Source organism: Candidatus Flexifilum breve (assembly GCF_016713355.1).
This window is the reverse complement of the sequence record NZ_JADJPI010000010.1, coordinates 360,010-386,523: the sequence shown is the minus strand read 5'-3', so window position 1 is coordinate 386,523 and position 26,514 is coordinate 360,010. Positions and strand designations below refer to the sequence as shown.

At 58.6% G+C, this 26,514-nt stretch carries 26 protein-coding genes and 5 pseudogenes; 11 read left to right on the top strand and 20 right to left on the bottom strand.

Annotated elements, in window-relative coordinates; all coding sequences use genetic code 11:
* Nucleotides 1-11: 11 nt before the first annotated feature.
* Nucleotides 12-816, top strand: a pseudogene (locus tag IPK17_RS11710) (IS5 family transposase).
* Between the two features lie 255 nt (nucleotides 817-1,071).
* Here IPK17_RS11710 and IPK17_RS11705 read toward each other — a convergent pair.
* Both IPK17_RS11705 and IPK17_RS11700 read right to left on the bottom strand, forming a co-directional pair.
* A complete protein-coding gene (locus IPK17_RS11705; protein ID WP_343417865.1) occupies nucleotides 1,072-3,228 on the bottom strand; it encodes a cytochrome c3 family protein in 2,157 nt (718 codons plus the stop codon).
* A gap of 533 nt (nucleotides 3,229-3,761) precedes the next feature.
* Nucleotides 3,762-4,682 (bottom strand): aldo/keto reductase, encoded by a 921-nt coding sequence (locus IPK17_RS11700; RefSeq protein WP_343417864.1) that lies wholly within the window; start codon nucleotides 4,680-4,682, stop codon nucleotides 3,762-3,764.
* 237 nt (nucleotides 4,683-4,919) lie between these two features.
* On the opposite strand from IPK17_RS11700, the gene IPK17_RS11695 reads away from it, so the two are divergent.
* Nucleotides 4,920-5,963, top strand: a complete 1,044-nt coding sequence (locus IPK17_RS11695; protein WP_343417863.1) for a hypothetical protein — start codon at nucleotides 4,920-4,922, stop codon at nucleotides 5,961-5,963.
* Nucleotides 5,964-6,006: 43 nt separating this feature from the next.
* On the opposite strand, the gene IPK17_RS40520 is transcribed toward IPK17_RS11695, so the two are convergent.
* The 9 genes and pseudogenes from IPK17_RS40520 to IPK17_RS11655 form a co-directional block, all read right to left on the bottom strand.
* Complete coding sequence (locus IPK17_RS40520) at nucleotides 6,007-6,219, bottom strand: sensor histidine kinase (RefSeq protein WP_350341626.1); 213 nt, start codon at nucleotides 6,217-6,219, stop codon at nucleotides 6,007-6,009.
* A 271-nt stretch (nucleotides 6,220-6,490) separates the two neighbouring features.
* A pseudogene (locus IPK17_RS40515) lies at nucleotides 6,491-6,766 on the bottom strand (sensor histidine kinase); the annotation flags it as partial.
* A gap of 29 nt (nucleotides 6,767-6,795) precedes the next feature.
* The gene (locus IPK17_RS11685; RefSeq protein ID WP_343417882.1) at nucleotides 6,796-7,386 is read right to left on the bottom strand and encodes a response regulator; all 591 of its coding nucleotides are present in this window, start codon (nucleotides 7,384-7,386) and stop codon (nucleotides 6,796-6,798) included.
* 175 nt (nucleotides 7,387-7,561) lie between these two features.
* A complete protein-coding gene (locus IPK17_RS11680) occupies nucleotides 7,562-8,317 on the bottom strand; it encodes a sensor histidine kinase (RefSeq protein ID WP_343417861.1) in 756 nt (251 codons plus the stop codon).
* Complete coding sequence (locus IPK17_RS11675) at nucleotides 8,314-8,679, bottom strand: PAS domain-containing protein (RefSeq protein WP_343417881.1); 366 nt, start codon at nucleotides 8,677-8,679, stop codon at nucleotides 8,314-8,316. Before IPK17_RS11675 ends, IPK17_RS11680 begins: the two co-directional genes overlap by 4 nt.
* A complete protein-coding gene (locus IPK17_RS11670; protein WP_343417860.1) occupies nucleotides 8,592-9,212 on the bottom strand; it encodes a hypothetical protein in 621 nt (206 codons plus the stop codon). Before IPK17_RS11670 ends, IPK17_RS11675 begins: the two co-directional genes overlap by 88 nt.
* Before the next feature lie 104 nt (nucleotides 9,213-9,316).
* On the bottom strand, nucleotides 9,317-9,988 hold the full coding sequence (locus IPK17_RS11665; RefSeq protein WP_343417859.1) for a sensor histidine kinase: 672 nt from the start codon (nucleotides 9,986-9,988) through the stop codon (nucleotides 9,317-9,319).
* Nucleotides 9,954-10,199, bottom strand: a complete 246-nt coding sequence (locus tag IPK17_RS11660; RefSeq protein WP_343417858.1) for a hypothetical protein — start codon at nucleotides 10,197-10,199, stop codon at nucleotides 9,954-9,956. The genes IPK17_RS11665 and IPK17_RS11660 overlap by 35 nt, the downstream gene beginning before the upstream one ends.
* 109 nt (nucleotides 10,200-10,308) lie before the next feature.
* Nucleotides 10,309-10,986, bottom strand: a complete 678-nt coding sequence (locus IPK17_RS11655) for a PAS domain-containing protein (protein ID WP_343417857.1) — start codon at nucleotides 10,984-10,986, stop codon at nucleotides 10,309-10,311.
* A 129-nt stretch (nucleotides 10,987-11,115) separates the two neighbouring features.
* Between IPK17_RS11655 and IPK17_RS11650 the strand changes: the two genes are divergently transcribed.
* Nucleotides 11,116-11,361 (top strand): hypothetical protein, encoded by a 246-nt coding sequence (locus tag IPK17_RS11650; RefSeq protein ID WP_343417856.1) that lies wholly within the window; start codon nucleotides 11,116-11,118, stop codon nucleotides 11,359-11,361.
* On the opposite strand, the gene IPK17_RS11645 is transcribed toward IPK17_RS11650, so the two are convergent.
* Nucleotides 11,347-11,946 carry a hypothetical protein gene (locus IPK17_RS11645; protein ID WP_343417855.1) on the bottom strand — a complete coding sequence of 200 codons (600 nt, stop codon included), beginning with the start codon at nucleotides 11,944-11,946 and terminating at the stop codon, nucleotides 11,347-11,349. The genes IPK17_RS11650 and IPK17_RS11645 overlap by 15 nt on opposite strands.
* Nucleotides 11,947-12,150: 204 nt before the next feature.
* Nucleotides 12,151-12,975, bottom strand: a pseudogene (locus IPK17_RS11640) (NAD-dependent epimerase/dehydratase family protein).
* Nucleotides 12,976-13,277: 302 nt separating this feature from the next.
* Here IPK17_RS11640 and IPK17_RS11635 point away from each other — a divergent pair.
* Entirely contained in the window at nucleotides 13,278-14,231 is a 954-nt protein-coding gene (locus tag IPK17_RS11635) for an NAD-dependent epimerase/dehydratase family protein (RefSeq protein WP_343417854.1), read from the top strand.
* Nucleotides 14,232-14,308: 77 nt separating this feature from the next.
* On the opposite strand, the gene IPK17_RS11630 is transcribed toward IPK17_RS11635, so the two are convergent.
* The 7 genes and pseudogenes from IPK17_RS11630 to IPK17_RS11590 form a co-directional block, all read right to left on the bottom strand.
* Nucleotides 14,309-14,488: a hypothetical protein gene (locus IPK17_RS11630; protein WP_343417886.1), complete on the bottom strand. Its 180-nt coding sequence runs from the start codon at nucleotides 14,486-14,488 to the stop codon at nucleotides 14,309-14,311.
* Nucleotides 14,489-14,497: 9 nt separating this feature from the next.
* Nucleotides 14,498-14,797 (bottom strand): annotated as a pseudogene (locus IPK17_RS11625) (polysaccharide biosynthesis protein); the annotation flags it as partial.
* A 19-nt stretch (nucleotides 14,798-14,816) separates the two neighbouring features.
* Complete coding sequence (locus IPK17_RS11620) at nucleotides 14,817-15,422, bottom strand: SDR family NAD(P)-dependent oxidoreductase (protein ID WP_343417853.1); 606 nt, start codon at nucleotides 15,420-15,422, stop codon at nucleotides 14,817-14,819.
* Nucleotides 15,423-15,427: 5 nt separating this feature from the next.
* A complete protein-coding gene (locus IPK17_RS11615; RefSeq protein ID WP_343417852.1) occupies nucleotides 15,428-16,135 on the bottom strand; it encodes a nucleoside-diphosphate sugar epimerase/dehydratase in 708 nt (235 codons plus the stop codon).
* Nucleotides 16,136-16,375: 240 nt separating this feature from the next.
* Complete coding sequence (locus IPK17_RS11610; RefSeq protein ID WP_343417851.1) at nucleotides 16,376-16,540, bottom strand: hypothetical protein; 165 nt, start codon at nucleotides 16,538-16,540, stop codon at nucleotides 16,376-16,378.
* Complete coding sequence (locus tag IPK17_RS11605; protein WP_343417850.1) at nucleotides 16,486-17,232, bottom strand: glycoside hydrolase family 16 protein; 747 nt, start codon at nucleotides 17,230-17,232, stop codon at nucleotides 16,486-16,488. Before IPK17_RS11605 ends, IPK17_RS11610 begins: the two co-directional genes overlap by 55 nt.
* Before the next feature lie 136 nt (nucleotides 17,233-17,368).
* Nucleotides 17,369-19,493: pseudogene (locus IPK17_RS11590) on the bottom strand (Tex family protein).
* A 196-nt stretch (nucleotides 19,494-19,689) separates the two neighbouring features.
* On the opposite strand from IPK17_RS11590, the gene IPK17_RS11580 reads away from it, so the two are divergent.
* The 7 genes from IPK17_RS11580 (at nucleotide 19,690) to IPK17_RS11550 (ending at nucleotide 26,231) form a co-directional block, all read left to right on the top strand.
* Nucleotides 19,690-20,967, top strand: coding sequence for an IS1096 element passenger TnpR family protein (locus IPK17_RS11580; protein WP_343417845.1), 1,278 nt, complete (start codon nucleotides 19,690-19,692; stop codon nucleotides 20,965-20,967).
* A 458-nt stretch (nucleotides 20,968-21,425) separates the two neighbouring features.
* Nucleotides 21,426-21,632, top strand: coding sequence for an AAA family ATPase (locus IPK17_RS11575; protein ID WP_343417844.1), 207 nt, complete (start codon nucleotides 21,426-21,428; stop codon nucleotides 21,630-21,632).
* A 134-nt stretch (nucleotides 21,633-21,766) separates the two neighbouring features.
* Nucleotides 21,767-21,949, top strand: coding sequence for a hypothetical protein (locus IPK17_RS11570; protein ID WP_343417843.1), 183 nt, complete (start codon nucleotides 21,767-21,769; stop codon nucleotides 21,947-21,949).
* The gene (locus IPK17_RS11565; protein ID WP_343417842.1) at nucleotides 21,907-22,251 is read left to right on the top strand and encodes a ParA family protein; all 345 of its coding nucleotides are present in this window, start codon (nucleotides 21,907-21,909) and stop codon (nucleotides 22,249-22,251) included. Before IPK17_RS11570 ends, IPK17_RS11565 begins: the two co-directional genes overlap by 43 nt.
* On the top strand, nucleotides 22,251-23,081 hold the full coding sequence (locus IPK17_RS11560) for a ParB/RepB/Spo0J family partition protein (protein ID WP_343417841.1): 831 nt from the start codon (nucleotides 22,251-22,253) through the stop codon (nucleotides 23,079-23,081). Before IPK17_RS11565 ends, IPK17_RS11560 begins: the two co-directional genes overlap by 1 nt.
* A gap of 52 nt (nucleotides 23,082-23,133) precedes the next feature.
* Nucleotides 23,134-23,436 carry a hypothetical protein gene (locus IPK17_RS11555; protein WP_343417840.1) on the top strand — a complete coding sequence of 101 codons (303 nt, stop codon included), beginning with the start codon at nucleotides 23,134-23,136 and terminating at the stop codon, nucleotides 23,434-23,436.
* Nucleotides 23,437-23,669: 233 nt separating this feature from the next.
* On the top strand, nucleotides 23,670-26,231 hold the full coding sequence (locus IPK17_RS11550; protein WP_343417839.1) for a toprim domain-containing protein: 2,562 nt from the start codon (nucleotides 23,670-23,672) through the stop codon (nucleotides 26,229-26,231).
* Nucleotides 26,232-26,514: the final 283 nt, after the last annotated feature.

The window sequence follows — 26,514 nt, the reverse complement described above, 5'->3', positions numbered from 1 at the left end:
AAACTGGGCGGATGAACAGGAAACCATATCCCAGTGATGTAACGGACGAAGAATGGGCGTTCGTGGCGCCGTATCTGACGCTGATGCGGGAAGAAGCGCCCCAACGTGACTATGCCTTGCGCGAGGTGTTCAATGGCTTGCGCTGGATCATTCGGACGGGAGCGCAGTGGCGGATGCTGCCTAACGACCTGCCGCCGTGGGCAACGGTGTACCAGCAGGCGCAGCGCTGGCTGAAAGCGGGGTGTTCGCGACGCTGGTGCATGACCTGCGGGCCTTGCTGCGGCTGGCGCAGGGCGTAATGAACAGCCCTCGGCAGCGATCTTCGACAGCCGGACGCTGCAATCGACGCCCGAAAGTGGCGGACGTGCAGGCTACGACGGTGCGAAACGACGCAAAGGGAGCAAGGTGCACGCCGCGGTGGATACGTTGGGGCAGTTGCTGGCCTTGCACGTGACGTCCGCCAACGAACAGGACCGCGACCAGGTGGCGCAGTTGGCGCAGGACGTTCAAGCGGTGACCGGACAGCAGGTCGAGGTGGTCTTTGTTGACCAGGGCTACACCGGTGACATTGCCGAGCAAGCGGCCGCTGACCACAACCTCCGCTTAGTGGTCGTCAAGTTACCTGAAGCCAAAAAGGGGTTCGTCTTGCTGCCGCGGCGGTGGGTCGTTGAACGCTCTTTCGGCTGGGCTGCCCGCTTTCGCCGTCTGGCTCGCGACTACGAACGCTTGCCTGAGACGCTCAAAGGCTTGCACTTTCTCGCCTTTGCCACGCTCATGCTCACCAAGTTTATTCATGCCATGGCTTTCGTTCTATAGTTCATAACAGCCTCTAGATAGGTGTCGAGTTCGTGCCAGCTCACTTCTAGCTGCCGCAGCAAACTCGCGCGCGACTTGGCCTGACTGAGATCGCTCATAGGACACTCCTTTCGGGGAGGCAAAACACCACTTCTATTTTAGTACAAATGTGCGATTTTGGAGTGGGCTGCATTGCGATAAGTGGGGTAAAAGAGAAGAGGTCGGGCAGTGCTGCCCAACCTCTCTCTAAACGGGGGATTACGGATCCTCTACGAGTTACTCAGCCGGAGCAACATACGGCGGACGGGTGTAGGAGGACACGTCGCCACCGACCGCTTCGATGCTGTCGTACAGAACCTGGAGGATGTAATCGGGGTTATGCGCGAACGCACCGGGATCCTTCTGCACGTACTGGTAGTTGTACGCAGCGCGCAGCAGGTTAGGCGTCCACGTTGCATAGCGATTGTCACCGTTGACTTCTTCCGGATCCGCCACGCCGTTGCCGTTCGTGTCGATGAAGAAGTACGGGTGTGAGTGCGAGTCGTAAGCAATGCTGGTGCCGACCGTGTCCGTCGCATAGCTCTGGAGCGCCACGAGCAGGGCATCTTCCAACGCCATGATTTCGTCACGGATCGGTTCTTCAGCGTCGCCGTCGCCGTCATAGTCGACGAGTTCGACATCTTCGGTCGCGCGGATGAACAGCACGTCTTCTTGTTCTTCGACGTCGTGGCAGTCTTCGCAGACATTCACCTGGATCGAGAATTCGTGCACGTCGTGGCAGTCCGAGCAGACCTGCGGAGCATCTTCGTCACCACCGTGGAAGTTGCGACCGTTGTATTCCTTGCCTTCGTACTGGTACGCGCCCTGCGCTTCACCGCCGAACAGCGAGGCACCCGCCGCGAAGTAGTGGACATTACGGAAGGTCAGGCGTTCTGAGACTTCGTCGTCGCCCACGCCCGCCGTCGAGATCACACGGTTGACGCTGACAGTCGATTCACGACCCTGATGGCAGGCCAAGCACAGATTGGCCTCTTCGCCTTCGCCGAAGCTGAGGCGGGCGCCGCTGGGGAACGTGACTTCGTCGAGCGTCATGACGGTGAACTCGCTGAGCGAGTCATGGCAGGTCGTGCACATCAGCGAATTGGCAATCGGATTAGCGACGTTCGAGCCATTGTGGATCCATTCCGGCAGGCCGGTGGCGCTGTGGCAGCGCGCGCAGGTCGCGGGAACTTCGCCTTCGGCATCCCAGTGACGGAACGCTTCGGCGGTCACATCAAAGTGGCCAGGGTCGCTGCGCTGCGCGAATTCCATGTCGACCGGGTCGCTGATCTGGCCGTTGAGGGCCGTGATCGAGTCGAACAGGATCTGGATGGTGTACAGCGGGTTGTGCGCGAACGCACCGGGATCCTTCAGCGAGACCTGGTAGTTATAGGCCGCAGTCAACAGGTTGCCCGTGAACGACACATACTTGTTGTCGCCGTTGACTTCGTCTTCGTCCGCTTCGCCGTTGCCGTTGGTGTCGTTGAAGAAATACGGGTGGCTGTGCGAGTCATAAACGATGCCCACGCCCGCGATTTCGGTCGCGTACGCCTGAATGGCTTCGTACAGCAGTTCCTGCAAGCCCTGGATTTCTTCCGCGATACCTTCGTTGATGTCTTCGTCGCCGTCATAGTCGTTGAGCGAGCCGTTCATACGGATGAACTGCAGGTCTTCGACGGTTTCGGCATCTTCGTGGCAGTCCTGGCACAGCGTCAGATTGATTTCCAACGTGTGCGGGTTGTGGCATTCAATGCAAGTGTCAGCTTCTTCGACATGATGATTCTGCATCATGTAGACCTGACCCTCATACTGATAGCCGCCCTGCGCGACCGAGCCGTACAGCGTGGCGGCCGCCGCGTAGTAGTGAATATTGATGAAGCCCAGTTCCGGGTTGACCGTGTCCATGTCTTCCGCGAGACCGAGATCCGTCAGCTTCGCGTTGACCGAAACGGTCGAAGCGCGACCCTGATGGCACTGCATGCAGCGAGCAGCATCGCCCGCGCCGGTCACTTCTGCGCCCGACGGGAAAACGACCGAGTCGAGCGTCATAGTGACGCTGTTATGGCAGGCATCGCAGGTGACCGTCGTGCCGAGGGCGGCCGGCGCGTCAACCACGCCAAATTCCGTCCCATCAGCGCCGAGGAAATCCTGATAGCCTGGAGTCGAATGGCACTTAGCGCAGCTCTCCGGGATTGCCCCTTCACTATCCCAGTGAACAAACGCCTCTGCCGTCGCGTCCGCATGTGCGGACGATGCCCACGCGTCGTAGAATTCCGCGAGGAACGGCGGATCTTCCGGCGCATCTTGGGCGAGTGCACGTGACTGGTTGAGAACCATAAAGCCTACTGCCAGAAGCAGTACGCCAATCACGGCGAGAAAACGTGATGCCTTCATAAAAAACTCCCTCTTTAAAGCTGCTGCGGTGTTCATGCATCGCAAATAAGCAGACGAGCTCTGCATTTGAGAGTAACAGACTAGCGTTCTCCCGTATTCATCCCACGATATGAATTTGACTCATCCTCTGGGATGAACTTTGCGAAGCGCCTCAAGGTTCGGTCAGTTTGAGGGGGAAATTGACGGAGATTTTGGTGAGTGAATAGGGCGGCAGCTATGTAGAAGAGCGTGAAGTCGTTTTAGAAGCAGCGGACGCGATAATGCAGTTTAACTTATGAAGGCGGAGTACCGACCCCACCCCCGGCCCCTCCCCGAATTCGGGGAGGGGCGCCAGCAAAAGCGTCTTTTCTCCCCTCTCGTCGCTTGCGTGGGAGAGGGGTTGGGGGTGAGGGGTAATCCGTATCGTTTTCTTATACTGCATAATTGCGTCCCTACACAAACACCGCTTCACGTAGGGACGCGATAAATCGCGTCCGGAAAACTCAAACACCGACCTGTAGACCTACTTCACGCTGTTCTATGCATTGACTGGCTTACTTCGCTTCTTCCGAACGGTCGGTGGCGGGCGGCGGCGTGGCGGAGAGCGCCGAAATTTCCGCGCGCCATTCCGGCGTCATCGGCACATCGAGCGCCGCCAGCGACGATTCCAACTGAGCGACGCTGCGCGCGCCGACAATCGCCGCGGTCACCGCCGGGTTCGACATCACCCACGCGACGGCCAGCGTCGCCGGGGTATACCCCTTGTCCGCCGCGTACTGCGTGAACGCCTCGGCAACTTGATAGTTATAGGCATCGCCATAGCGGATGGAGTACATCTTGTTCTGCACAAGGCGACCGTCTTCGGCCTTCTGGGTGGTCGTGTACTTGCCCGTGAGCAGGCCGCCGCCGAGCGGGCTGTAGGGGATGACGCCCAAGCCTTCGGCCTGCGCCAGTGGGAGAATCTCGACTTCCGCCTGTCGTTTGACGAGGCTGTACATCGGCTGCAAGACCTCGGCGCGCGCCAGCCCCTGATACGCCGCGACGCCGAGCGCCTTCATGATCTGCCACGCCGCCCAGTTGCTGATCGCCGGATACAGAATCTTGCCCTGCTGCACGAGATCATCCAGTGTGCGGACGACAGCGTCGATGGGCGTGTCGGGGTCGAAGCGGTGGATGAAGTACACGTCGATGCGGTCGGTGTTGAGCCGTTTGAGGCTCTTTTCGACCTGTAGTTGGAGATGCCGCCGCGATGAGCCTTGGTCGTTGACGCCGTCGCTTTGCGGGAAGCCGGACTTGGACGTGATCACCACCTCGTCGCGGCAGTCGGCGATGAGTTTCCCGAGGATAATCTCGGAGCGCCCGCCCGCGTAGCCGTTCGCGCAGTCAAAGAAGTTGATGCCGACTTCCCGGCAGCGGGCGAACATCTTGGCGGATTCGGCCTCGTCCGCGCTGTCGCCGAACGTCATGGTGCCCATACAGCGGCGACACGCGCACGCCGGTGCGCCCTAACAGACGATAGTTCATGCTGATAACTCCTGTGCGGTTGATGCGCTTCGACTATAGCGCGGACAAGGGAACAAAGCGATGCTTCACTAGTGGGGTATCGCGGAACACGATTTGGACTACAATGATTCTTGCCAGATATAAATTAGGAGAAGCTGTTATGCGTCGTTTCTGGACACGGTTCGCCGTGCTGGCATTGACTCGTGCTCATGCAGTCATTTATGACGGTCAGCGCCGAAGGGAATCAGTATCGGCGCTGGGTGGCCGACAAAACCTATAGCTGTACGACCGGAGCGGGTGTGGTTTATGCGAACCTGAATAATCAGAACGTCGAATTCAACAACCTGCCAGCCGGTGCGCAGTTCACGATCAATTACATCGAGAATGGTGCGCTCACGACCGATGGGCCGTATCCGGTCGAACAGACGAGCGGCACGAGAGCGTATGGCGCATTTGCTAATCCCTTTCCCGCCTACCCGTTCACGTTTGAGTTTCGCCTCGATACCATCATTGATGGGCTAGTGGTCTATTCAAGCAGCATAACGATTAGCTGTTCTGGCGATACGGCGAGTACGCCCGTGACGCCCGTCAACGTGGATACCGGTTTTGCGTACCGCCGCTGGCTGAACAACAAGACCTATAGCTGTACGACCGGGGCGGGCGTCGTCTACGCAAATCTCAGTAATCAGGATGTGGAGTTCAATAACCTGCCGGTTGGAGCCGAATTCACGCTCAACTACATCGATAATGGTGTGGTCACGACCAATGGACCGTTTCCCGTGGAGCAGGCCAACGGGACCCAAGTCTATGGGGCATTTGCACAGCCTTTCCCCAGCTATCCCTTCACGTTTGAGTTCCGGATCGATACGTTGATCAACGGCGTGGTGGTCTACACAAGTAGCCTGACCATCAATTGTTCCGGCGATACGGCGAGTACGCCCATCACACCCGTCAATGGGCCACCATTTGTGCCCGGATCAAGCTCGGCATCCGCGCCCACCTGTTTGATTACCCTTCCAGCCAACGCCGTGCAGGGGCGCGTCTTAACGACCACGACCGCGTTGTACAGTCCCGATCCCGCCACAACGACGAACATTGTGCTGGAAGCGGGTAAAGCGTGGTGGGTGATCGGCGCTCAGGATGGTTACTATCGCCTGTGGATTGCCTGTAATGCAAATGCGCTCTGGGTTCCAGCGGAAGCGCTGGGGCCTAATTACGACATGGGTGGCGCGCCGCTGCCCGCGGCAGGTTAACTCTCGGAGCACTGCGCCGGGCAGGCTGACTCCTTGCCCGGTGCTAGCTATCCAGTGGCAGCGTGATCGTGAAGGTCGTCCCACGGTTGAGCTTGCTTTCACACGTGATGTAGCCGCCGTGCGTCACGATCACCTGCTTGACGATGGCCAAGCCCAGACCCGTACCGCCGATGCTGCCAACGTTGCTGGCGCGGTGGAAGCCGTCGAAGATGCGTTTCTGATCTGCCTCGGGAATGCCAATGCCGCTGTCGCTCACGCGCAGTACAAAAGGCGCTCTTCTCAGTGCTGAGCGTCGTGGTGATGCTGCCGCCCGCCGGAGAATACTTGACCGCGTTGGCCAGCAGATTGGTCAGCGCGCGCCGCAGCAGCGCCGGGTCGACCGGGTAGCGGAACTCCTCAATACGTGTCTCAAAGCGCAGGTTGTGCCGTTCGCTGATCGACGCTGCAACGTCTTCGAAGAGCGTGCGGCAGAAGCCGACGAGTTCGACCTGTTCCGGGCTGAAAATGCTCGACAGGTGTTCGATTTTGCCAATCATCAGCACATCATCGACCAGTTGGTTGATGTTCGCCGATTGGCGCTGTGCTGCGCTCAGTTTTTCGCGAATTTGGTCTAGGCTGAAGGTCTCCGTGTACTTCTCGATGAGCGAGAGGCTCATTTGCAGTGAGGTGAGCGGATTGCGGAAATCGTGCACCAGCATCGACACAAAGCGCGATTTGAGTTCGCGCAGTTCGCGCTCATGCTGCACTTGGCGCGCAAGCTCCTCAGCCTTCTTCTGCTCGGTCACGTCGATGAACGTGAACATCAGGTTGAGCAGCTTACCCGTCGGGTCGATCACCTGATTTGCGGCATACTGCAGCACCATTTTCCGTCCCGCGCGCGCGGTGGAATGGGCTCACCTTTAATGCTGCGCTGCAGGGTGAGATGCGCGAGTAAACGTTCGGTTTCAGCCGGCGCGCGCAGCAGGTCGCGCAGGCGCGTACCGATGACGCTCAGATCCGGGTCAAGCGACCAGAGATCCAGCACCGCCCGATTGATGAAGGTGATCACGCCGCCGATATCGGTCATCACCACCGCGTTGATTGACGTGTCGACGGCGTGCCCCAGCACGATCAACTGCCGTTCGGCGGCGCGCTGCGCCAGGCGGAGATTTTGCGTGTGCAGCGCATGGCGCACGGCTTCGCCCAGGCGACTGAGGCGATCTTTGAGCAAATAATCGGCGGCGCCCTGCTTCATGCAGAAGACCGCTGCTTCTTCGCTGATGCTGCCCGTCACGACGATGAAAGGGATATCGCGCCCGGTCTTTTGCAGCAGGGAGAGCGCATCCGGCGCGGTGAAGCGCGGGAGGGTGTAGTCCGCGAGAATGATGTCTGGGTTGAATTCAAGCTGCTCGAGAAACGCTTCTGGGTTTCGACGCGCACCCAGCGGACTTCGTAACCGTCCGCTTCTAGCTCAAGGACCATGATCTCGGCATCGTCCCGCCGATCTTCAAGGATGAGCACGTGTATGGGTTCTGGCATTAATCAACCTCAATGAGCGCCATAATCGAGTACGATGGTGAGTCTTTGCCAGCCAAAGCCTGAGGCGGGGTGCCGCCGCTTTAGGGTTCCGCACAGCCGTTCAGCGTAGCCGCCGACCCGATGGTGAAATAAAAGGTCGCGCCTGCACCGATTTGACCCTCCGCCCACACCTGCCCGCCATGCCGCGTGATGATGCGTTTAACGATGGCAAGGCCAATGCCTGTACCGTCAAACTCCGCGTCACTGTGCAGGCGTTGAAAGATCACAAAGAGTTTATGCGCGTAGTCCGGGTCAAACCCCGCGCCGTTATCTTTGACATAGTAGGCCGTCTGGTCGCCTTTGATTATATAGCCGATTTCCAGAGTTGGGTTTGTCACTTTGGAAGAATACTTGATCGCATTGGTGATCAGGTTGATCCACACCTGCTGCAGCAGCGACTCATCGGCACAGCCGAGCGGCAGGGGCTGCACCGTGAACTGTATGTGTGTCACGTCGCTGTGCGCCCGCAGATCATTGAGCACGAACTCGACCAGCACGTTCATGTCGATGGTGGTGCGCCGCATAGGCTGGCGGCTGGTGCGTGAAAGCTGCAGCAGGTCTTCGACGAGCACATTCATCCGCTGTACGTTGGCCTGAATGCGCTCAAAGTAGTGCCGGGCTTTGTCGGGGAGGTCAGCGGCGTGCTGGTCTTCAATCGCGCGCGTGAACGTTTCAACCGCCCGCAGCGGCGCGCGCAGATCGTGCGACACCGAATAGGTGAAGGCTTCGAGATCGGCGTTGAGCGTTTCCAACTGGGCGGTGCGCTGGCTCACCCGAGTTTCGAGGTCTTCGTTCAACTGCTGCAGTTCGGTGGCCGCGCGTTTGCGCTCGGTGATATCCTGCGCCGCCCGTAGAACCGGACGACGCGCGTCCGGTCTTGATTCCAGATCGGTAGTCGACGAATGTACAGCCAGCGTTTTTCGCCGTTTTTCGAGATGATTTCATATTCGCTGGAGATGGTTTGCCCGCGCAGCACCGCCTGAATTTCACTTTGGGCACGCACTTGATCGGCGGGCTGGTAGAGCGAATACGGATTAGTAATCCGCGCCAAATCATCGCGATCATAGCCCGTCAGCGTTTGCAGTGACGCCCCGGTCGCCCACTCTCGCTGAATATTGCCCTGTTTGTCGACGGTGTAGCCAAAAGCGTAGTCGGAGATGAGCTGCGAGATGGCCCGGTAGCGCTCCTCACTGAGGCGGATTTCGGCGGCTGCTGTTCAGCGCTGCGTCGCGCCGTATCCATGATGAGGCGTCCGACCACGAGTCCGGTCACGCACAAGGCATTCACCAAGATGCCATCGGGCGCGAGCATGCCTTGCACATCTACGCGCAGTAACAGGATTACCCAGACCATGATGGTCGAACCGATGATTGAGCGGATGCCGCCCAGCACCAGGGCGATGATCGGCGGAAACAAGACCGCCTGCGCAATCGGGCGCACGACCATCTCGGGGGGGAGGGCGACGCCGATGAACAGGGTAGAAGCCACAATGAACACCGGGCGGATGAACTCCAGCCGCCGCCAGTAGAGCACTGTCAACCCGGTGACAGAGACCGTCGACAGCTTGAGCAGGTCGGCAGGGAGGGGGAAATCACTGCGAAACAGCGTGTAGGCCAGCATCAAGGCGAGGAGGGCGCTGCTGGCGACCATCATCGCGAGGGAGGCTTGTCGTTGGGTGAGTTGGGGCGTCATGGAGCCTCCTCGCGGTCGATTGGCCGCGCTGCCCACCCGGTGGACGCGGCACCGGGGAGGAGTAGGTGAGCGAGCGGGTCGGCATGGGCACAGCGGTAGGTTCCTCAGATCAAGGGCGGTGCTATATTTGCGGCAGGATGATCTCCGAACGTGCTGCCCTGTCCCTGCATGCTTTCCAGAATGATGCGTCCATGATGCGCTTCGACGATGGTTTTGGCGATCGGCAGCCCCAGACCTGTGCGGCGATCCGTGCGCGCCTCATCCGCCCGGTAGAGCGGTTTGAACACTTTATCGATGGCCAGACTGCTGATGCCCATGCCGCTGTCCTGCACGCGGATGCCGATTTCTTCCGGATAGCGGATCGCGCTCACGCAGATGCGCCCACCCGGCGTGTACTGAATCGCGTTCTTGGAGCAGCTCGCTGAGTGCGCGGCGGATCTGCTGGCTGTCCACGCGGATGATGGTTGTCTGGTCGAGCTCACCTCGGAGCTGGAGCGTCTTGTCAGCGCGCTCGCGTGTTCGTCGATCACGTCCTGAATCAGCGGGCGCAGGTCGACTAGGCTGTAGTTCAGCACCAGTTCGCGTTCCAGCGCGACAAATTCGAGGATGTCGTCCAGCATCTGGCTGATGAGGCGCACCTGCTGCTGAATGCGGCTGGATTGAGCCGACCGTTTTTCGCCATCGTCGAGCCGCTGGAGCAGGAAACTGCTGGTGTTGATGACGGCGAGCGGCGTTTTGAAGTCATGCCCGACTTTGGCAATGAATTCGCGCAGCATGCCCGTACGCGCCTGTTCCAGACGCACGGCAAATGCTTGATCGCGCGCGCGGCGGACGCATCAGATGCCCGACGGTGATGCCGTACATGCGCAGCAGTTCCGGTTCGTAATTCTTCATGGGCTGTTTGCGCAGCAGGTTGTCGACGGTCAGAATGCCGATGAGTTCGGCCCCGTGCTGCATGGGCGCGGCCAGATGCCAGCCATACTCCACGACTTCCGAGCGGTCATTGAAGAGCGGGACTTCCTCATAGCGCGCGACGACTTCGGTGCGACCCGCCAGAAAGTCGGTGACGAACGTGTCCGTAAACGGCGAGCGCTGATTATGCTCCGGGCGGATGTGCCAGTTTCGTCAACCCCGCGTAGGGGCCGACCATCTCCCCGTTTTCGACATTACAGAACCACATGCCCATACAGTCAAACCCCCACCTTTCGACTCCCACCTTCATGGTTTGATAGCACAGCGCGTCCTCCGCGTCGATGCCCCTGAGTTCCATGGTCAGTTCGTTGAGCGCCTTAAGCCGCTGCTCAAACTGAAAACCCGCGTCTTCGCGCCGCTGGAGTTCCCGCCACAGGCGGCTGACCGTCGAGCGATCCTCGATGCGGTAGTAGAGTACGCGGTCTTCATTCTTATAGAGCAGCCGGCGGTGCACTTCGACCGGAATCAAGTGACCGCTGCGCTGCCGGTAGCTGCACATATAGACGTGTTCGACGACGGAGTTTTCGACGTACGTGCGCGGCGGATCGGCCATGCCGATTGGCACTTCCAGATCTTCCAGAGGCAGTCCTACCAGTTGATCGCGGGTGTACCCGGTCATGCTGAGCGCATACAGGTTGCTGTCGATGATCCGGTGGGTGTCAGGATTAACATACAGGACGGCATGTCCGCCGAAGCGGGAAATATCGTGTCCCTGGGCGGCATAGTCGATGAGTTGTTCCAGCCGCTTGTATTCGGCCGCCAACGAACTGGAAGGGGACAGGGGCTCGGATGCCTGAGTCATAGTGCCGCGTTTGGCCTATCAGCAAGTACATTCTAACGCTGCAATAGTATCACGGAAATTCTTCGCCTGCTGGCATTTTCACGAATTATATGGATTACAGCAAAAGTTGTTTTCGCGGGGATAACACCAATGGGGCAAGGCGACTGTCAGCGGGCGGGTGAAGGTGACGGGCTGGCGCGTGCGGGCGACGATGTCGCCGAGCCCCTGCCGTACGCGCTCGCTCAGTTCGATGATGCGCGCGTCTTTTTGGTCGGCGCCGCAGTGCCCACACTGAAAGTGCCGCCCATCCACGCTGATCGACAGGCGCTGCCCGGCAGGCGTGGCCAGAGAAAGTCGCGGACGACGGCGCGCACCGCGGCGTCAGGCCGAGTTTGAAGCGCTGGTCGGCGGAGAGGCGGATTTCCAGACCACACGCGGAGAGCGGATTGCCGACGCGCTGTGGACGTAGACCGCTTTCCTGCAGCGGTAGCAGTGGGTGTAGAAGACGACGATCTCGCAGTCCGGCACGGTGTGAGCGTGCGCATGGTCGCACCAGCGCACCTGTCCAGTGAGCAGGTCGCCGACGAACGCGCCGAGCGCGTAAATCTCAGTCGCGCGCAGATCCGCCCAACTGGCGGCGGATTCAGTATTCCGGCTCTCGTCGGCGTCCACGCTGAGCGCGAAGGCCGGGAGCGCCCCGTTCGGTTGGTAGTCGGGCGGCAGTGTGCGGAAAACCCAGCGGTCACGCACGCCGTCGCCTGATAGCGGGCGTGGCGGCGGTCCGTTCTCGGCGAGCGTTTGCGCGCTCCGCACCTCGAAGGCGCGGCGGTCGCCCTCTTTCTCCCGCGTAGAACATCGGCGCGCCAATCGCCATAGGGATATTCCAGCGTGACCGCGTAGCCGCTGTGCCTGACACGCCCACGCGATCCGGCTTTCGCCCGTAAATGTTCGATGGTTTCGCGCTTGGCCGGGTTTCCGCACACGGTCGCGTTGGGCGGGTGCGCGAAATTACGCAGCCCGCGCGGACTCGTGCGGGAGATACGCGCCGCCCTCGCAGCAGGGCAGCGTGAGCCGCTCCGCACCCGACTGAACGGCGGCTTGCAGGCGCTGCCCAGTCAGCATCGGCGAGAAACGGCGCCAGCACAAGCGCCTGTGGTGGCGCGGCGCGCGGTCAGCGGCATGACGTTAGCGCCACCAGCGTCCCGGCGCATAGCCGAGCATCTGCCGTGCTTTGTCCACACCGAGCAGCGTATCGTGGTCACCCGTGCCCGGTTTGAGCGGTACGCCGGGGAAGACTTCCGCCAGGAGATCGGCATTGGTGCGCAGCATACACGTATCTGCCGAGGCGATGATGAACGCGTGACTCCCCGATAGATCGCTTTCGAGACCGAGGCGGCTGCTCTGCGCCACGTCGCGGGCATCAACATAGCTCCACAGATTCCATTTGCGCACACGCGCGTCATGCTGCCACGACTGGAAGCGGTCGTAGTCGTGCGGTTCCACCGATGTTGGAGAAGCGCAGGCCAATGATCGGAATGCTGCTCCAGCGGTTGAAGTGCCGCGCCATCTCTTCTCCGACAACTTTGGAGACCGAATAGGACGACTGCGGGTAGAGCGGGTGCTCTTCGTCGATTGGCGCATAGTGCGGCACAGGATCATCAAACGGGGAGGCCGAGCGTGGTCTCACTGGACGCCCACACAATGCGCTGATGCTGATGCAGCGCCGCCGCCGAAAAGACGTTGTAGGTGCTCAAGGTGTTGATGGAGAAGGTCTGCTGGTCGCTGATGAGGCCGGGCGCGGGGATCGCCGCCAGATGCACAACTGCATCCGCGCCGCGCAGCGCCTCGACGGCCTGCCCATAATCGGTCAGGTCAACGCGCAGGAACGGCACGATCCGCGTTGCGGGCGGATTGATATCCACGTTCACGACGTCGTAGCCGTGATCCAGTAAATCCCGCGACGACGGCGCGCCCGGCTTTACCGCCACCCGTCACCACGATTTTGCGAATAGTCGAAGAAGCACTCATAATTCTGCCCTGTGTGAACGTTCGAAGAAGGTCGGTAGGTCGGTAAAAAGCTCGTCTTTGGCCTACTATGGTATGCCGCTTTGGTCGAAATTACGATTCTCGCACTTGCCCTCCACGCCACCCCTTGCTCTCCAGCCTCCTCCAAATCGCCCGAGCCGGTCACCGGACTGCTGGCCGTTCGCAGGTCGGCGCCGTGCGCTGACAAAATGTCCGCTATCCGTATTCCGCGCGGCTAAGGTATCATGGGTAGTAATGAGAGCTGACATTTATCACGGAGGGAAAGCATGCGCGTCGTCGTCATTGGAGCCACCGGGCATGTAGGCACTTATTTGATTCCCCGGCTGGTCGAGGCTGGCCATGAAGTGATCGCCTTGAGCCGCGGGCAGCGCGGGCCGTATCAACCGCATGCCGCGTGGCAGCGCGTCCAGCAAATCAGCATTGATCGCGAGGCGGAAGAAGCGGCGGGCACGTTCGGGGCGCGCATCCGCGATTTGCAGGCGGATGTGGTGATCGACATGATCTGCTTCACACTGGCGAGCGCGCAGCATCTGGTCGAAGCGCTGCGTGGGCAGGTGCAGCAGTTCCTGCACTGCGGCACGATTTGGGCACATGGTCACAGCACGGTGGTGCCCGCCGTCGAGGAACAGCCGCGCCAACCCTTCGGCGAGTATGGCATCCAGAAAGCGGCCATCGAAGCGTATCTGCTCAACGAAGCGCGGCGCAATGGGTTTCCGGCGGCGGTGCTCATGCCGGGGCACATCGTCGGGCCGGGGTGGGCGCCGCTGAATCCGGCGGGTCACTTCAACCCGGAAGTCTTCGCGGTGCTGGCGCGCGGCGAAGCGTTATGCCTGCCCAACCTCGGTCTGGAGACGGTGCATCATGTGCACGCCGATGATGTCGCGCAGTCGTTCATGCAGGCCATGGCGAACTGGAGTACCGCGTGCGGCGAGAATTTCCACGTCGTCTCCCCGGCGGCGATCAGCCTGCGTGGTTATGCCGAAGCGGTGGCGTCCTGGTTCGGTCAGCCCGCGCGGCTGACGTATCTCGGGTGGGAACAGTGGCGCACGACCGTCCCCGAAGAGGAAGCCCTCGCTACCTGGGATCATATCGCGCACAGCCCGAATGCGAGCATCGCGAAAGCGCAGCGTTTGATCGGCTACCGTCCGCGGTATACATCGCTGCAAGCCATCTACGAATCGGTCTTTGACCTGATCGATCGCGGCGTGATTACGATCTGACGACGATAGACCCGAGCAAACTTGGACGAGTTGACATCCCAGCTCATCCAAGTTTGCCGTTGGCGGTAGAACGAGATTTAGGCGACCGGGGTTTGTAATTGAACTAGATCCTGAAGCCGTTTGCGAATCACTTCCGGGTCGTGGGCTTCAATTAGGTTCTGCACCTGCTCCCAGAAATCGCTTTTGACTTCACCTTTCCAGTAGTCGACACGCAGAATCTGAGGGTGGATCGTTGGAGTGGCTTCTTCGTGCTCCATATACAGGGTCTCGTGCAGTTTTTCTCCCGGTCGTATGCCGACGAATTAAATCGGAATATCAATATAGGGGCGCAGTCCGCGTAGTCGGATCATCCGCTCGGCGAGCTTGAGAATCCGCGCTTCCTCTCCCATATCCAGGACGAACAGTTCGCCGCCCTGCGTCATACAGGCAGCGTGGAGTACCAGATTGACCGCTTCCGGGATGGTGAGAAAGTAGCGCGTCATTTCGGGGTCGGTGATAGTGACGGGGCCACCAGCCTCGATCTGCCGCTCAAAGATCGGCACGACGCTGCCGCGGCTGCCCAACACATTTCCGAAGCGCACGGCACTAAAGCGCGTGCCGGATGCACTTGCAGATGGTGAATGATGAGTTCGCACACGCGCTTGCTTGCCCCATCACACTGGAGGGGTCGATCGCTTTGTCGGTCGAGATCAGCACAAAGCGTTCAACTTGAAATTGATGGGCCAGTTCGGCGAGGTTTTTCGTGCCGAACACGTTCGCTTGAATAGCCTTGTGCGGATACCGTTCGAGCATTGGCACATGCTTGTACGCGGCACAGTGGAAGACGATCTCGGGGTGATACTGCTCAAAAACTGCCTTGAGTTCGGCAGGTTGGGTGATGTCCCCGAGAATGGGTGTGATTTGCAAGTCACGATACTGTAACCGCAGGTCGAGCTGCACATCGTGGAGGTCACTCTCGTTGGAATCCAGCAAAATCAGGTGCGTAGGCCGATAGCTGGCCATCTGCAGTGAGAGTTCCGAGCCAATGGAACCGGCAGCGCCCGTCACCAGTACAACTTTCTCACGGATGGCGGTGAGGTCGACGACATCTGACTGGGTGGCAAGGCTCCGTCCTAGGAGATCCTCAATCGTTACATCCCGCAGCAGCGGTTTGGTCACATTCGAGTCGATCACCGACTCAACATCAGGCATGATTTTCAACCGGGCGGAAGTGCTTTCACAATCGCGCAGGATACCGCAGATTCACTCTGCGGAACATTTTCCAAAGCGACGATGATCGGATCAATCTGCCGCGTTTTGGCGATGGTGGTGATTTCGGTGCGGTTACCCAGCACAGGCGCGCCTTCAACGTACATGCCGAGCTTGGCGCGATCATCGTCAATAAAGCCGACAATGGTGTACGTGTTTAACACCGACTTCTGGCATAACTGGTAGGCGGTATTTTGACCCCATTTTCCCGCGCCAACGATTAGTATTTTGGTCGGCGCGGCCGTCGGTTTGCCGCGGAGGAGAGCGGCGAAACTCGTAAAGTTGACGATTCGCGCCCGATAGCGCAAGGCGATAAACCCGCCCAAGGACAGCAAATTTCCAACTACGATCACACTAAAGGGCAGTGGGCGAGCAACTGGCGCGAGACCCAGGATGACAATAAGCGCTGTGGCGACCAAAACCGCCCGAATAATAACGGTGCTGCTGTTGCCACTCGTATGCTCCCACAACTGTTTATACACACCAAAAAACCAGAGACTCACCGTGAGAATGAACGCGGAGAGCAGGATAAACTGGATTTGGAAGTTGGTGCTGGGCACCGATGAGGCGGATGGAGAAGGCAAGGAGATAGGCACTGGAGCAACGATAAAGTCGAGCGGTGCATTGAAAAGAATAGAACGGGTCCTGTAACTCACACAGCACTCCCTAAAGATCCCTAACGACGTATGGTTTACAGGGGTAATCACCACACGCTTCAGTATAGCATTGGTTCGGAATCGGCATTAAGTAAGGACTGGGACTGTAGTTGGTTACGTTGGGTAACCAGACCACAGTCCCAGTGATCTAGACATTTGTTAACAAATTGAGCGGATTCCAGGGTTGCAGATAGGCGATTCAGCGAGCGCTCATGGATGTGGACCGCCAGCTACGTTGCACTATTGATTGGCCTGATACACGCGCACGTAGTCGATCCACACGCGTTGCGGGAATTCGGTGGTTGCATCGGGATAGCCCGGCCAGTTGCCCGCGACCGCCAAGTTCAGAATCAGATAGAACGCATGGTTGAACGGCGCGGATAATCGCCGATGGGCGTCGACCACTCGGTGAGTTCCTGATACAGCACACCGTCGACATACCAACTCAGGCGCTCCGCTTCCCAGATCAGCGTGAAGGTGTGGAAGTCGTCGGCAAACGTGCCCTCGGTCAGTGTGAAGTGCGTGCCGGACTGCTGATGACCGGACTCCCCGGCATAGTGAATCGTCCCGTAGACCGTTTCCGGTTCGTGCCCAAGCAGTTCCATGATGTCGATTTCGCCGCTGTTCGGCCAACTGCCATACGTGCCTTGCGCGGGCAGCATCCAGAAGGCGGGCCAGATGCCCTGACCATACGGCAGGCGCGCGCGGATATCGATGCGCCCGTACAGCCAATCCGCCAGCACGAGCGTTTGCAGCTTGGCGGAGGTGTAATCGTTGCCCCGATAGCGTTCTGCCCGGGCTTCGATGACGAGGCTGCCGTCTTCGATATAGGCGTTTTCCGGGCGGTCGGTGTAATGCTGGCGTTCGTTATTGCCAAAGCCATTCCCCCCCGTCGCGAAACCCCAGTGGCGGCGGTTGATCGCCGGATCGGTGAACTCGTCGTTCCACACGAGCGTCCAGCCTTCGGGAACATCGTTCACGGCGACGGGCATAATAATATCGGTGGTTGGGGTAGCGGTTGCTTCTGGTTCATCCTGCGCCACGACGACCGCTGTCAGCAGCAGCAGACCCAACCCGATCAATAAGACTCGCTTCATTTTGATGGTTCTCCCAAAATCGCGCCGACTGCGGACGCTTGTCCGCTGCGCAATGTGTAACTGCGGCGATCATACCTGCAACACTGGAAAACCAAAACGCCTGTTATCGTGAAGGGCGTTAGGTTTCTGTACTGAGTTACTTCACCCAACCCAAGCTGATGCGCCCGCGGTCCCGCTCGACGTTGAGAATTTCCACTTCGAGCACGTCGCCGACGCTCAAGGAGTGGCCGCGCGGAATTTGGCTGCGATGCAGCAGTCCGTCCTGCTTCACGCCGATGTCGATGAACACGCCAAAATCGACCACATTGCGTACCGTGCCGTTGAGCCGCATGCCAGTTTGCAGCGCCTCCACCGAGAGCACGTCGCTGCGCAAGATGGGCGCGGGCACGTCCTCACGCGGATCGCGACCGGGGCGGACGACCTTGTTCGAGGATGTCGGTGAGCGTCGGCACACCCGTGCCCAACTCGGCGGCTAACTGCGCGACAGTATAGCGCTGAAGCAGGGCGTTGAGCGGTTCGGCGCGCTCGGCGGGCGGCGTCTTGAGGTCGAGTCCCGCGCGTTCGAGGACCGCCGTCGCAATGGCGTAACTTTCTGGGTGAATGGCGCTGGCATCCAGCGGGTTTTTTGCCCGCCCGCACGCGCAAAAATCCAGCGGCCTGCTCAAAAGCTTTTGGCCCCCAACCCGGCGATCTGCTTCAACTCGACGCGGCTGTTGAACACGCCTTCTCGGTCACGGTACTCGATGATGCGTTCGGCCAGTTTCGGCCCGATGCCAGCGACGTGCGTGAGCAGCGCGACCGAGGCGGTATTCACATCGACGCCGACGCGGTTGACGGTCGCTTCGACGACTGCATCGAGCTTATCGGCCAACTGTTTCTGGTTCACGTCGTGCTGATACAGTCCAACGCCGATGGCTTTCGGCTCGATTTTGACCAGTTCCGCCAATGGATCGAGCGCGCGCCGCGCAATCGAGACCGCGCCGCGCAGTGTGACATCAAGATCGGGCAGTTCGGCGCGCGCCAGCGGGCTGGCGCTGTAAACGCTCGCGCCCGCTTCATTGACCATCAGATAGTGGCGGTCGGCGTCGGTGAGTTCGGCGGCCAACTGCTCGGTTTCGCGCGAGGCGGTGCCGTTGCCAATCGCGATCAGCGTGACGTGGTGCGTGCTGATCAGCCGCTGTAAGGTCTGCTTGGCTTCCCCCCAGCGGCGCTGCGGCTCGTGCGGGTACACCGTGTCCGTGGCGAGGACGTTGCCCGTGGCGTCGATCACGGCGACTTTGCAGCCGGTGCGGTACGCCGGGTCGAGGCCCATGACGACGTGCCCCGTCAGCGGCGGTTGGTTGAGCAGGCCGCGCAGGTTGAGCGCAAACACCTGAATCGCGTGTGTTTCTGCCTGTTCGGTGAGCGTGGCGCGCACATCGCGTTCGATGGCGGGCAGCAGCAGCCGTTTCGCCGCATCGCTGATCGCCAGTTCGAGCTGTCCCGCCAGCGGTGAGCGGGAATCTGGGCGGTAGACGGCGTGAATCGGCATTAGCCAATCGCGCTCGGCGACCTCGACTTTCACCCGCAGCACTTTTTCGCTTTCGCCGCGATTGATCGCCAGCACCTGATAGGGCTGCACGCGGTCAATCCGCGCTTCGTAAGCATAGTAGGTGGCGTACACATTTTTTTCGTCTGCCGCATCGGCGATCTTCTCGCTGCGCAGCAATCCCCACTTCAGCGCTTTCTCGCGCACGCCGCCGCGAATGCGCGCATGGTCGCTGATCGCTTCCGCGACAATGTCGCGCGCTCCGGCGAAGGCCGCTTCGACGGTGGTTACGTCGGCGGTGATGTACGGCGCGGCGATCTGCGTTTCCGTCTGGCGCAGGCGCGCCTGCTGGAGGATGAGATCGGCAAGGCCTGCCAGCCCTTTTTCGCGGGCGATCTCCGCGCGCGTACGCCGCTTGGGGCGGTAGGGCAAATACAAATCTTCCAGTTCGTTGAGAGACTGCGCGGCGGTCAACTGGGCGCTGAGTTCCGGCGTGAGTTTCCCTTGTTCTTCAATCGACGTGAATCGTTTGCCGCCGTTCATCGAGCGCACGCAGATGGGCGAGCAGTTCTTGCAGGCGGCGAATCTGGTCTTCGTCGAGACCGCCCGTCATCTCTTTGCGATAGCGCGCAATGAACGGGAGCGTGTTGCCCGCATCTAGTAGTTCAATCGTGGTTTTGACCTGCGCGGGGCTGACATTGAGCGCTTGAGCAATGATCGTGCTGTGGTTCATGGGGTCACTGTTCCTGAAGTTTTGCGCTAGTGTCGCTAACCCGCCGCCAAAACGCAAGCTGAGCACCGGGCGGCAGTCTACAGCACCCTTACAGTGCATGGTGCATAACACCTACATATTCATAGTTGGCGTCAGTAATCACGAAGGTGTTACGCTATCGCCATATTGTCACTCTGATCGGGGCAGTGGGGGGCATATGTACAAGCAACCACGGAACAAACTTCAGTTCACGGATGAGCACAAACGAATCTTGCGGAATACGGCTATTCGTCAGGACGCTCCCGGTACGATTCTGCATGATTTTGCTGCGGCGCTCAGCTTTCTTCGATCGAGTAAGGAGATTCTCACTCCGACCCATCAACTCACTCTAGGTACAGTGAAAGCGATCAATCAGCGCCTACAGCATCCCGTTGAGCTTTCATTAAAGCGTCCGGTGCCAAAATCCTATCCTCCGGTACTGGGGTTGTACTTGCTGCTGCGGGCTTCGGGTTTGACCACGGTTGATTCCTCGGGCAACCAACCAAGTCTCCGTGTTGATGAAGCGGCTTACAGCCAATGGCTGAGTTTGTCGGCAACGGAACAGTATTTTAGCCTACTGGAAGCGTGGTTACTGCGGGGCTTTGCTGAGATTATTGGCGACGATCAGCGGGCGTCGTGGGAGATACCAGATAATCTGGAGCGCGTACTGAGCTTTGTTCAATACTCAGATGTGCAAAAAGGATTGCCGGTTGCCGGAAAACGTGGTGCCTATGAGGAATTGAAATACAGGCCGGGCTTGCACAATCTCGGCATTATGTATCTTCTGGGTATTATCGACATTGAGGTAGGATCCCTGCGCCCGAACGAGGGATGGAATATCGAACGGATTACCTTAACATCCTTTGGAACAGCTCTGCTCTCTCTCCTGTTTGCTGAGTTAGCTGCTCAATTCCATCAGATGTTGTACGCGGAACCCGGCGAAGACTTCGAGGAAGAAGGAGCGGAGTTGAAGAGCATCATCCAACCCTATTTCCCCACATGGGAAAATACCTTTGTCCCGCCTGCTCCCGCGTTCGTAGAGGGAACTCATGTCTTTAAAGTAACTGTAATGGATGCATGGCGGCGGATAGCCATTAGTGCGCAGGAGCCGCTGGATACATTGGCTCACGCTATTTTGGCCTCGGTACAATTCGACGATGACCATCTCTATGATTTCCAATATCGAAATCGAATCGGCAAAAACGAACGAATTTCACATCCCTATAATCAAGATCCGCCTTTAACATCTGAAGTCCGGGTTGGCGATCTTGGCTTGGAGATTGGTCAACACATGACATTCCTGTTTGACTATGGAGACAATTGGGAATTTGATGTCGTATTGGAGGTCGTTGGCCAAACACTCAATTGCAAGTGCCCAAAGTTCGTGCTGAACAGGGAGAAGCACCTGTGCAGTATCCCTATGGCGATGATGATGAGTGGGAAAGCTTCATGTTAGATGACCTTGAATTTGACGAAGACGATGACGAAGATAGCGATCCCGAGTAGAGAGTGGCAGCGCAAAACCAGTCTACTGATCGTCGACGACCAGAACCCATCTCTGAGCTAGAGGTGACGCTGAACTCATACCAACAAAAACGCCAGTCGCAGTGACTGGCGTTTGTTTTGTGGACGTGATGAGACGACAATCGAACAAGGTTTTGCCGCAAGCCCCGCAGTTCAATTTCTCCAGCTGATCGCGTTTCCCCAGCGGAAACGGCTACAAGCCCTCTCAACCGCATTCAAATTCTGATTGGCTTTTACGGGAGATGGGAGAGAAACACCCTCCCCCATCCCCTAGAAGGCTCGCTGACTCGCTCGACAAGACTTCTGCCTGACACTATAGCACACCTAGAAGAAGTCATTGCCAGCGCAGCGAAAATGCACGTTTTCCTGAACGGTAGAGAGGAAATGATAATGACTCGCAGTTTCGTTTTGACCAATCACAAGGGTGGCGTCGGCAAATCGACGTCAGCAACCAATATCGCGCTGGGGATGGTGCGCATGCTGCGTAACGTCAATGCTGCAAACACACGCGTCCTTCTAATCGATACAGACTCACAAGGACACGCAACGCTGGTGACGACCGGACGCAACGACTTCGAGACCGACAAGAGTCTGTAGGACGTTTTGATGGCTGAGCGTAAAGACGCAGCGCATATGATGGTGAACACCATAGTTCGCAGCAATTGGGACGATGATCTGCATGTGCTGCCCATCACCCATGCTTGAAGCGGCGGAGCGGGAGGCTGACCGGGGTGGCCGGCGCACCGTATCGATTAGCAGAACCGCTCCATCAGATCGCCAACAACTATGCGGCCATCGTCATTGATACGCGACCGTCGTTCTCCCTGATGACGGAGATGGGGCTGCTGGCGGCGACGGATGCGGTGTGCCGGTGGAACCGCGTTATCTCGAAACGGTTGGGCTGCTTTCAGTGATTGGGAAGATCAATGAAATTCGCGATGGATGGCGTCATCCATCCCTGCATGTGAGCGGCATTCTGGTGACGAAGATGGACACCCGCGTCAAAGGACATAAGCGGCTCCTCGACGATTTGAAGGGACACAACCTGCTCAATCAGCTTTTGTGTGGCGTGATCCCCGCGAACGAAGCCGTCTCATACTCGCATCACAGTCACCTGAGCCTCTTCGAGTACGATCCGAAGGCCTCGGCGACGAAAGCGTATGCCAAGGTCGTTGCCACATTGCTGCGCCAGCTTCTTACCCACCAGGGGGCGTAATGGTGACGGGAAAGCGAAAGGTCAACACCAGTTTGTTGGACACCGTCACAGCGGAGATGCTTGGTAGCGAAGCGTTGGGGCAGCTTGAGCAGCAGGGGATGCGCGTGGAACGTATCCTGCTCGAATTAGTGCGTCCTGACCCGGTACAGCCGCGGCGCGTACTGCCAGAACGGGTGTATCAGGCATTTCACAGCCAGCGGCTCACACCCTCCCAAGCACTGCGCGATTTGATCCACACGGCACAGTACGCAGCACGTCAGAATGGACGACCCTTTGCGAGTGTCCTCGACTTGCTTGGCAATTCCGAAGATGAAAGCGAGGACGAAGCACCTCGCTTGTCTCCAGAAGAACAGCTTGTACGCGATTTGGTCAATCTGGCGATCACCATCCGCGACGATGGGCAGGTCAACCCGCTGACCGTCGTCGATGTAACTCAAGGTGTGGTGCGACAGTATCGCATCGAAACGGGAGAACGCCGGTACTGGGCGACGTGGCTGCTGCGCGATTTTATCCCCGGCTACGAGAGCGACGGCATGATCCCATGTCTTGTCATTCCTGCAGAGAAATCGTCACCATTCCGCCAAGCGAAGGAAAATACCGCTCGTTCCGGATTATCGGCGATTGCGATGGCGCGCCAGATTGCGTTGCTGCTGTTGACGGTGCATTGTTATGAAATTCCGGATGCGCCTGTCATCAACGATTTCTACAGACAGGCGCTCGAACTCAATCTGCGTGATAGACGAGAATACACTGCCGCGATTCTTGCTGCGCTGGGGGATTCACCGTCGTCAGTTAAGCCGCTACAAAGCACTTCTGAGACTTTCCGATGACGCACTTGAACTCGCAGATCGCCACAACATCGAAGAGGGGCTATTGCGACACGTGATTGACTTACCACTAGAGGATCAGGCGGAGGTAGTGCTTCACATTATCAACTTTGGCTTGACCGCAAAACAGGTGCAGGCGTTGTGCACCTCAGGAGAAACATCAGAGGCTGAGCACGACCCTCCGCCCAGACATGCTCTACAACTGGCTAAGCTAATGAAATCCGTTCGTTCAACATCACCTGAAGTATTGGCACGAGCGCTGTTCGAGCAGGATAAGGATGTAGACGTTGCGCGTGCTCGCTTGCAGAGTCTACGCAAACTATTGGATGAAACGGAACAGTACCTGCCGAAGAAGTGAAAATGTCTCCACATGGAGACATTTCGGAGCTTAATGATGTGCAATACACGCGCGCCGCCATAGTAAACAAAAACCCACCATGTATAACTCGGCAGGTGGGCTGGGGCGTGTGATACAAATGTGAACTGGACACTCACACTGTATCACAGCCTCAGTTCTCCTGCAACTGGATAGCCCATTTTCGGTCAAGTTTTTCACTCGACCTCGCTTTCCCTTTGCTTGGAGACAACCAAATGATTGACTTGGAGCAGATTCGCTCCCGTAATCCGATTGAAGTATTGGTCGGCGAGAAGTTCGCGCTGCGCAAGAGTGGCACACGTTTCGTCGGCATCGAACACGACAGCCTCGTCGTCACGCCTGCGACGGGCTTCTACTTTTGGAATTCGCGCGGCGAGCATGGCGACGCCTTCGACTTTGTTGGGCGACACCTACTCGGCTACGGTGACCGCTGGAACAGCCATGATGCAGCACTCTTCTTGGAAGCGGTGCACTACCTAGCGGAGCGAGCCGGCATTGCGCTTGAAACGAGCGCCGATCTGCGGCAGTCGCCTGTATGGGTGGAGCGGCAGCTCGTACGCCGATTGCACGAGGCGTTGATCAATTCACCGGCTGCGCTGACTTATGTCTTGCAGACGCGTGGCTGGCAACTGACGACGGTGAAAGCGGCGCAGATCGGTTTTATGCCGCAGGACAAGCGCCCCCTGTTGGCGGATTTGAATCTCTCTGACACTTGGCGTGCCGTCATTGGCAAGTTTCCGCCCAACCAGATCGTCTATCCGCATCTAGAGAATGGGCGTCTGACCTATATCAGCGGGCGCTTGATTGAAGGCAAGCGCCACTACAACCCGCCACGCGATCTCATTGGCGATCGGCAGCCCTATTGCAACCATGTCTATCGTGATGATATTGATTCGGTAGTGCTGGTCGAAGGGCAAGCCGATGCAATCACGTTTGCCGAGTGGGACATCCCGGCAATTGCTTTGTGCGGGACACATATCAGTGAAGCGCTGCATGCCCACCTACGCCAATTCCACCGCATCTTTGTCGCGTTGGACAATACCGATGAAGCGCGCGAGAAGAGCCGCCAGATTGCGCGTTCGCTGGAACATCGCGCCTACCTGCCGCAATTCCCGGATGGAGTGAAGGATACGAACGAGTGGCTGGTACGCCAGCACGCGACGGCGGATGACGCACGCGCATTCCTTAACCGTGCACAAGGCTGGTTGATGAGCGAAGTCGAACGGGTGGGACAGCTTGATGGGCTGGCGCAGGAAGATGCGATCCGTGCATTGTTCCGACACGCCGACAATCTTGACGAATTGGCATTGGCACGCTTCAAGTCGACGATGGCGGCTCTCGGCGTGAAGGGACGAGCGTTTACAGATCTGCTCAACGCGGCACGAAAACAGACAGAGAATGGAAAAGGAAACTCTGTGCCAGAACTACTCAGCGGCGATGTGCCAATCCTGTCTCCGGCGCTGGGCTTCGGACATGATCTTGGACTTGTTTCGGTCGCGCTGGTCGAGCGCATCAAAGGGACGCGGCTCAACATCCAACCTTATGTCGTGACCAGCACACGCGAACTGCACCGCCTGTCCGACGAGCAGATCATCACCGTCGGCGGGCGCGAGCTGGCGCTTAGGGTTATCCCCGATGGGACCGAGTTTCTGATGCGCTGGCGCTACGACGACATCCGACGCTTTCTCGGCGGCGAGACCGTCGCGCCGGGGGATGTGTTTCATCTGATCCACCAACTGCTCACCACCTACATCGACTTCGGTGCAGCGATTGACAGCCTGATCCTCGCGCTGTGGACAATCGGCACGTACTTCTATTCACTCTTTCCCGCCTATCCCTATCTCGCGCTCAACGGTCCCAAGAACAGCGGCAAATCCACCGTGCTGCGCGTGCTCCAGCCCGTCGCCTTCAACATGGTGACGACCTCCGATCCGACCGGACCGTCAATGTTCCGGCTCATCCATACAACGAGTTGCACCGTTGGTATTGACGAAGCCGAGCGCTATCACAATCCGAAAGACCCGGCGCTGGGACAGATCCGCCAACTACTTAATAGCGGCTACAAGGCGGGGATGCCCGCGCTGCGCTTGATTGGCGACGACTTCAAGCCGCAGGCGTTCAACGTCTACTCGCCCAAGATTCTGGCGGCGATTGCCGGGTTGGAGGACATCCTTGCCTCGCGCTGCATAGCTTTGCCCATGCGCCGCGCCGATCGCCGCATGCCGCCCTTTCCGCCTGACTTTGATGGTGCGCCGATCCGCCATCGGCTCTACACCCTGGCACTGACGCACTTCGCCGCCATCGAGCGTAACTACTCCGAGCGACCGGAGCTGCACACACTCAACAACCGGTCGGGTGAGCTGTGGTCGCCGCTGATCGCGCTGGCAGTGTTCTTCGAAGAGGAGGGCGGGATCGCCGGGTTGAAAGACGCGATCAGCGTTGCCGCCGAACGCGATGCCCTGTGGAGCGACGGCAAAGCCTTGAGCGACCGCGAAGAAGCGGTCTTGCAGGCGCTGGAACTGCTGACGCGGGGCGAAGAGCGGTTGACGTGGATCAAGGCGGTGGGACTGCGGCGGCAGGTCTCTGATCTGCTCGGCACGACGGTCGAGCAGATCGGAGATGCGCCTTGGATCGGATACATCCTCAAGCGCCTGCACCTGATCGCCGATGATGGGCGGCGGCGCGGGATCGATGGGCTGGTGTACGCTGTGCATCCCGCTACCATCCGTGACATGCTGCGGCGATACGATGTCACTGCTGTTCACGAAACAAGATGAATGAAGACACAAGCGCTCAGGAGGACTTATTGAACGGTTGTGCTTAAGCGATGTAGCTAGTCAGTTCCTCCCTGAGACGAAACCGCTGTACCGCTGACTTACACACTGTCCGCAGCGGTTTACTGCTTTTCCTTTACTAAATGCAGCGTGTTAAGTTAGCACATGTTCCTTCGAAGTAAGAAAACGTTTATGGTACTCTGAGCCTATTACTCGGTACAATATGGGTGCTGCACGTTCGGAGAATGAGCATGTTTGTATTCCGTTTCTCATCCTCCAATAAGCA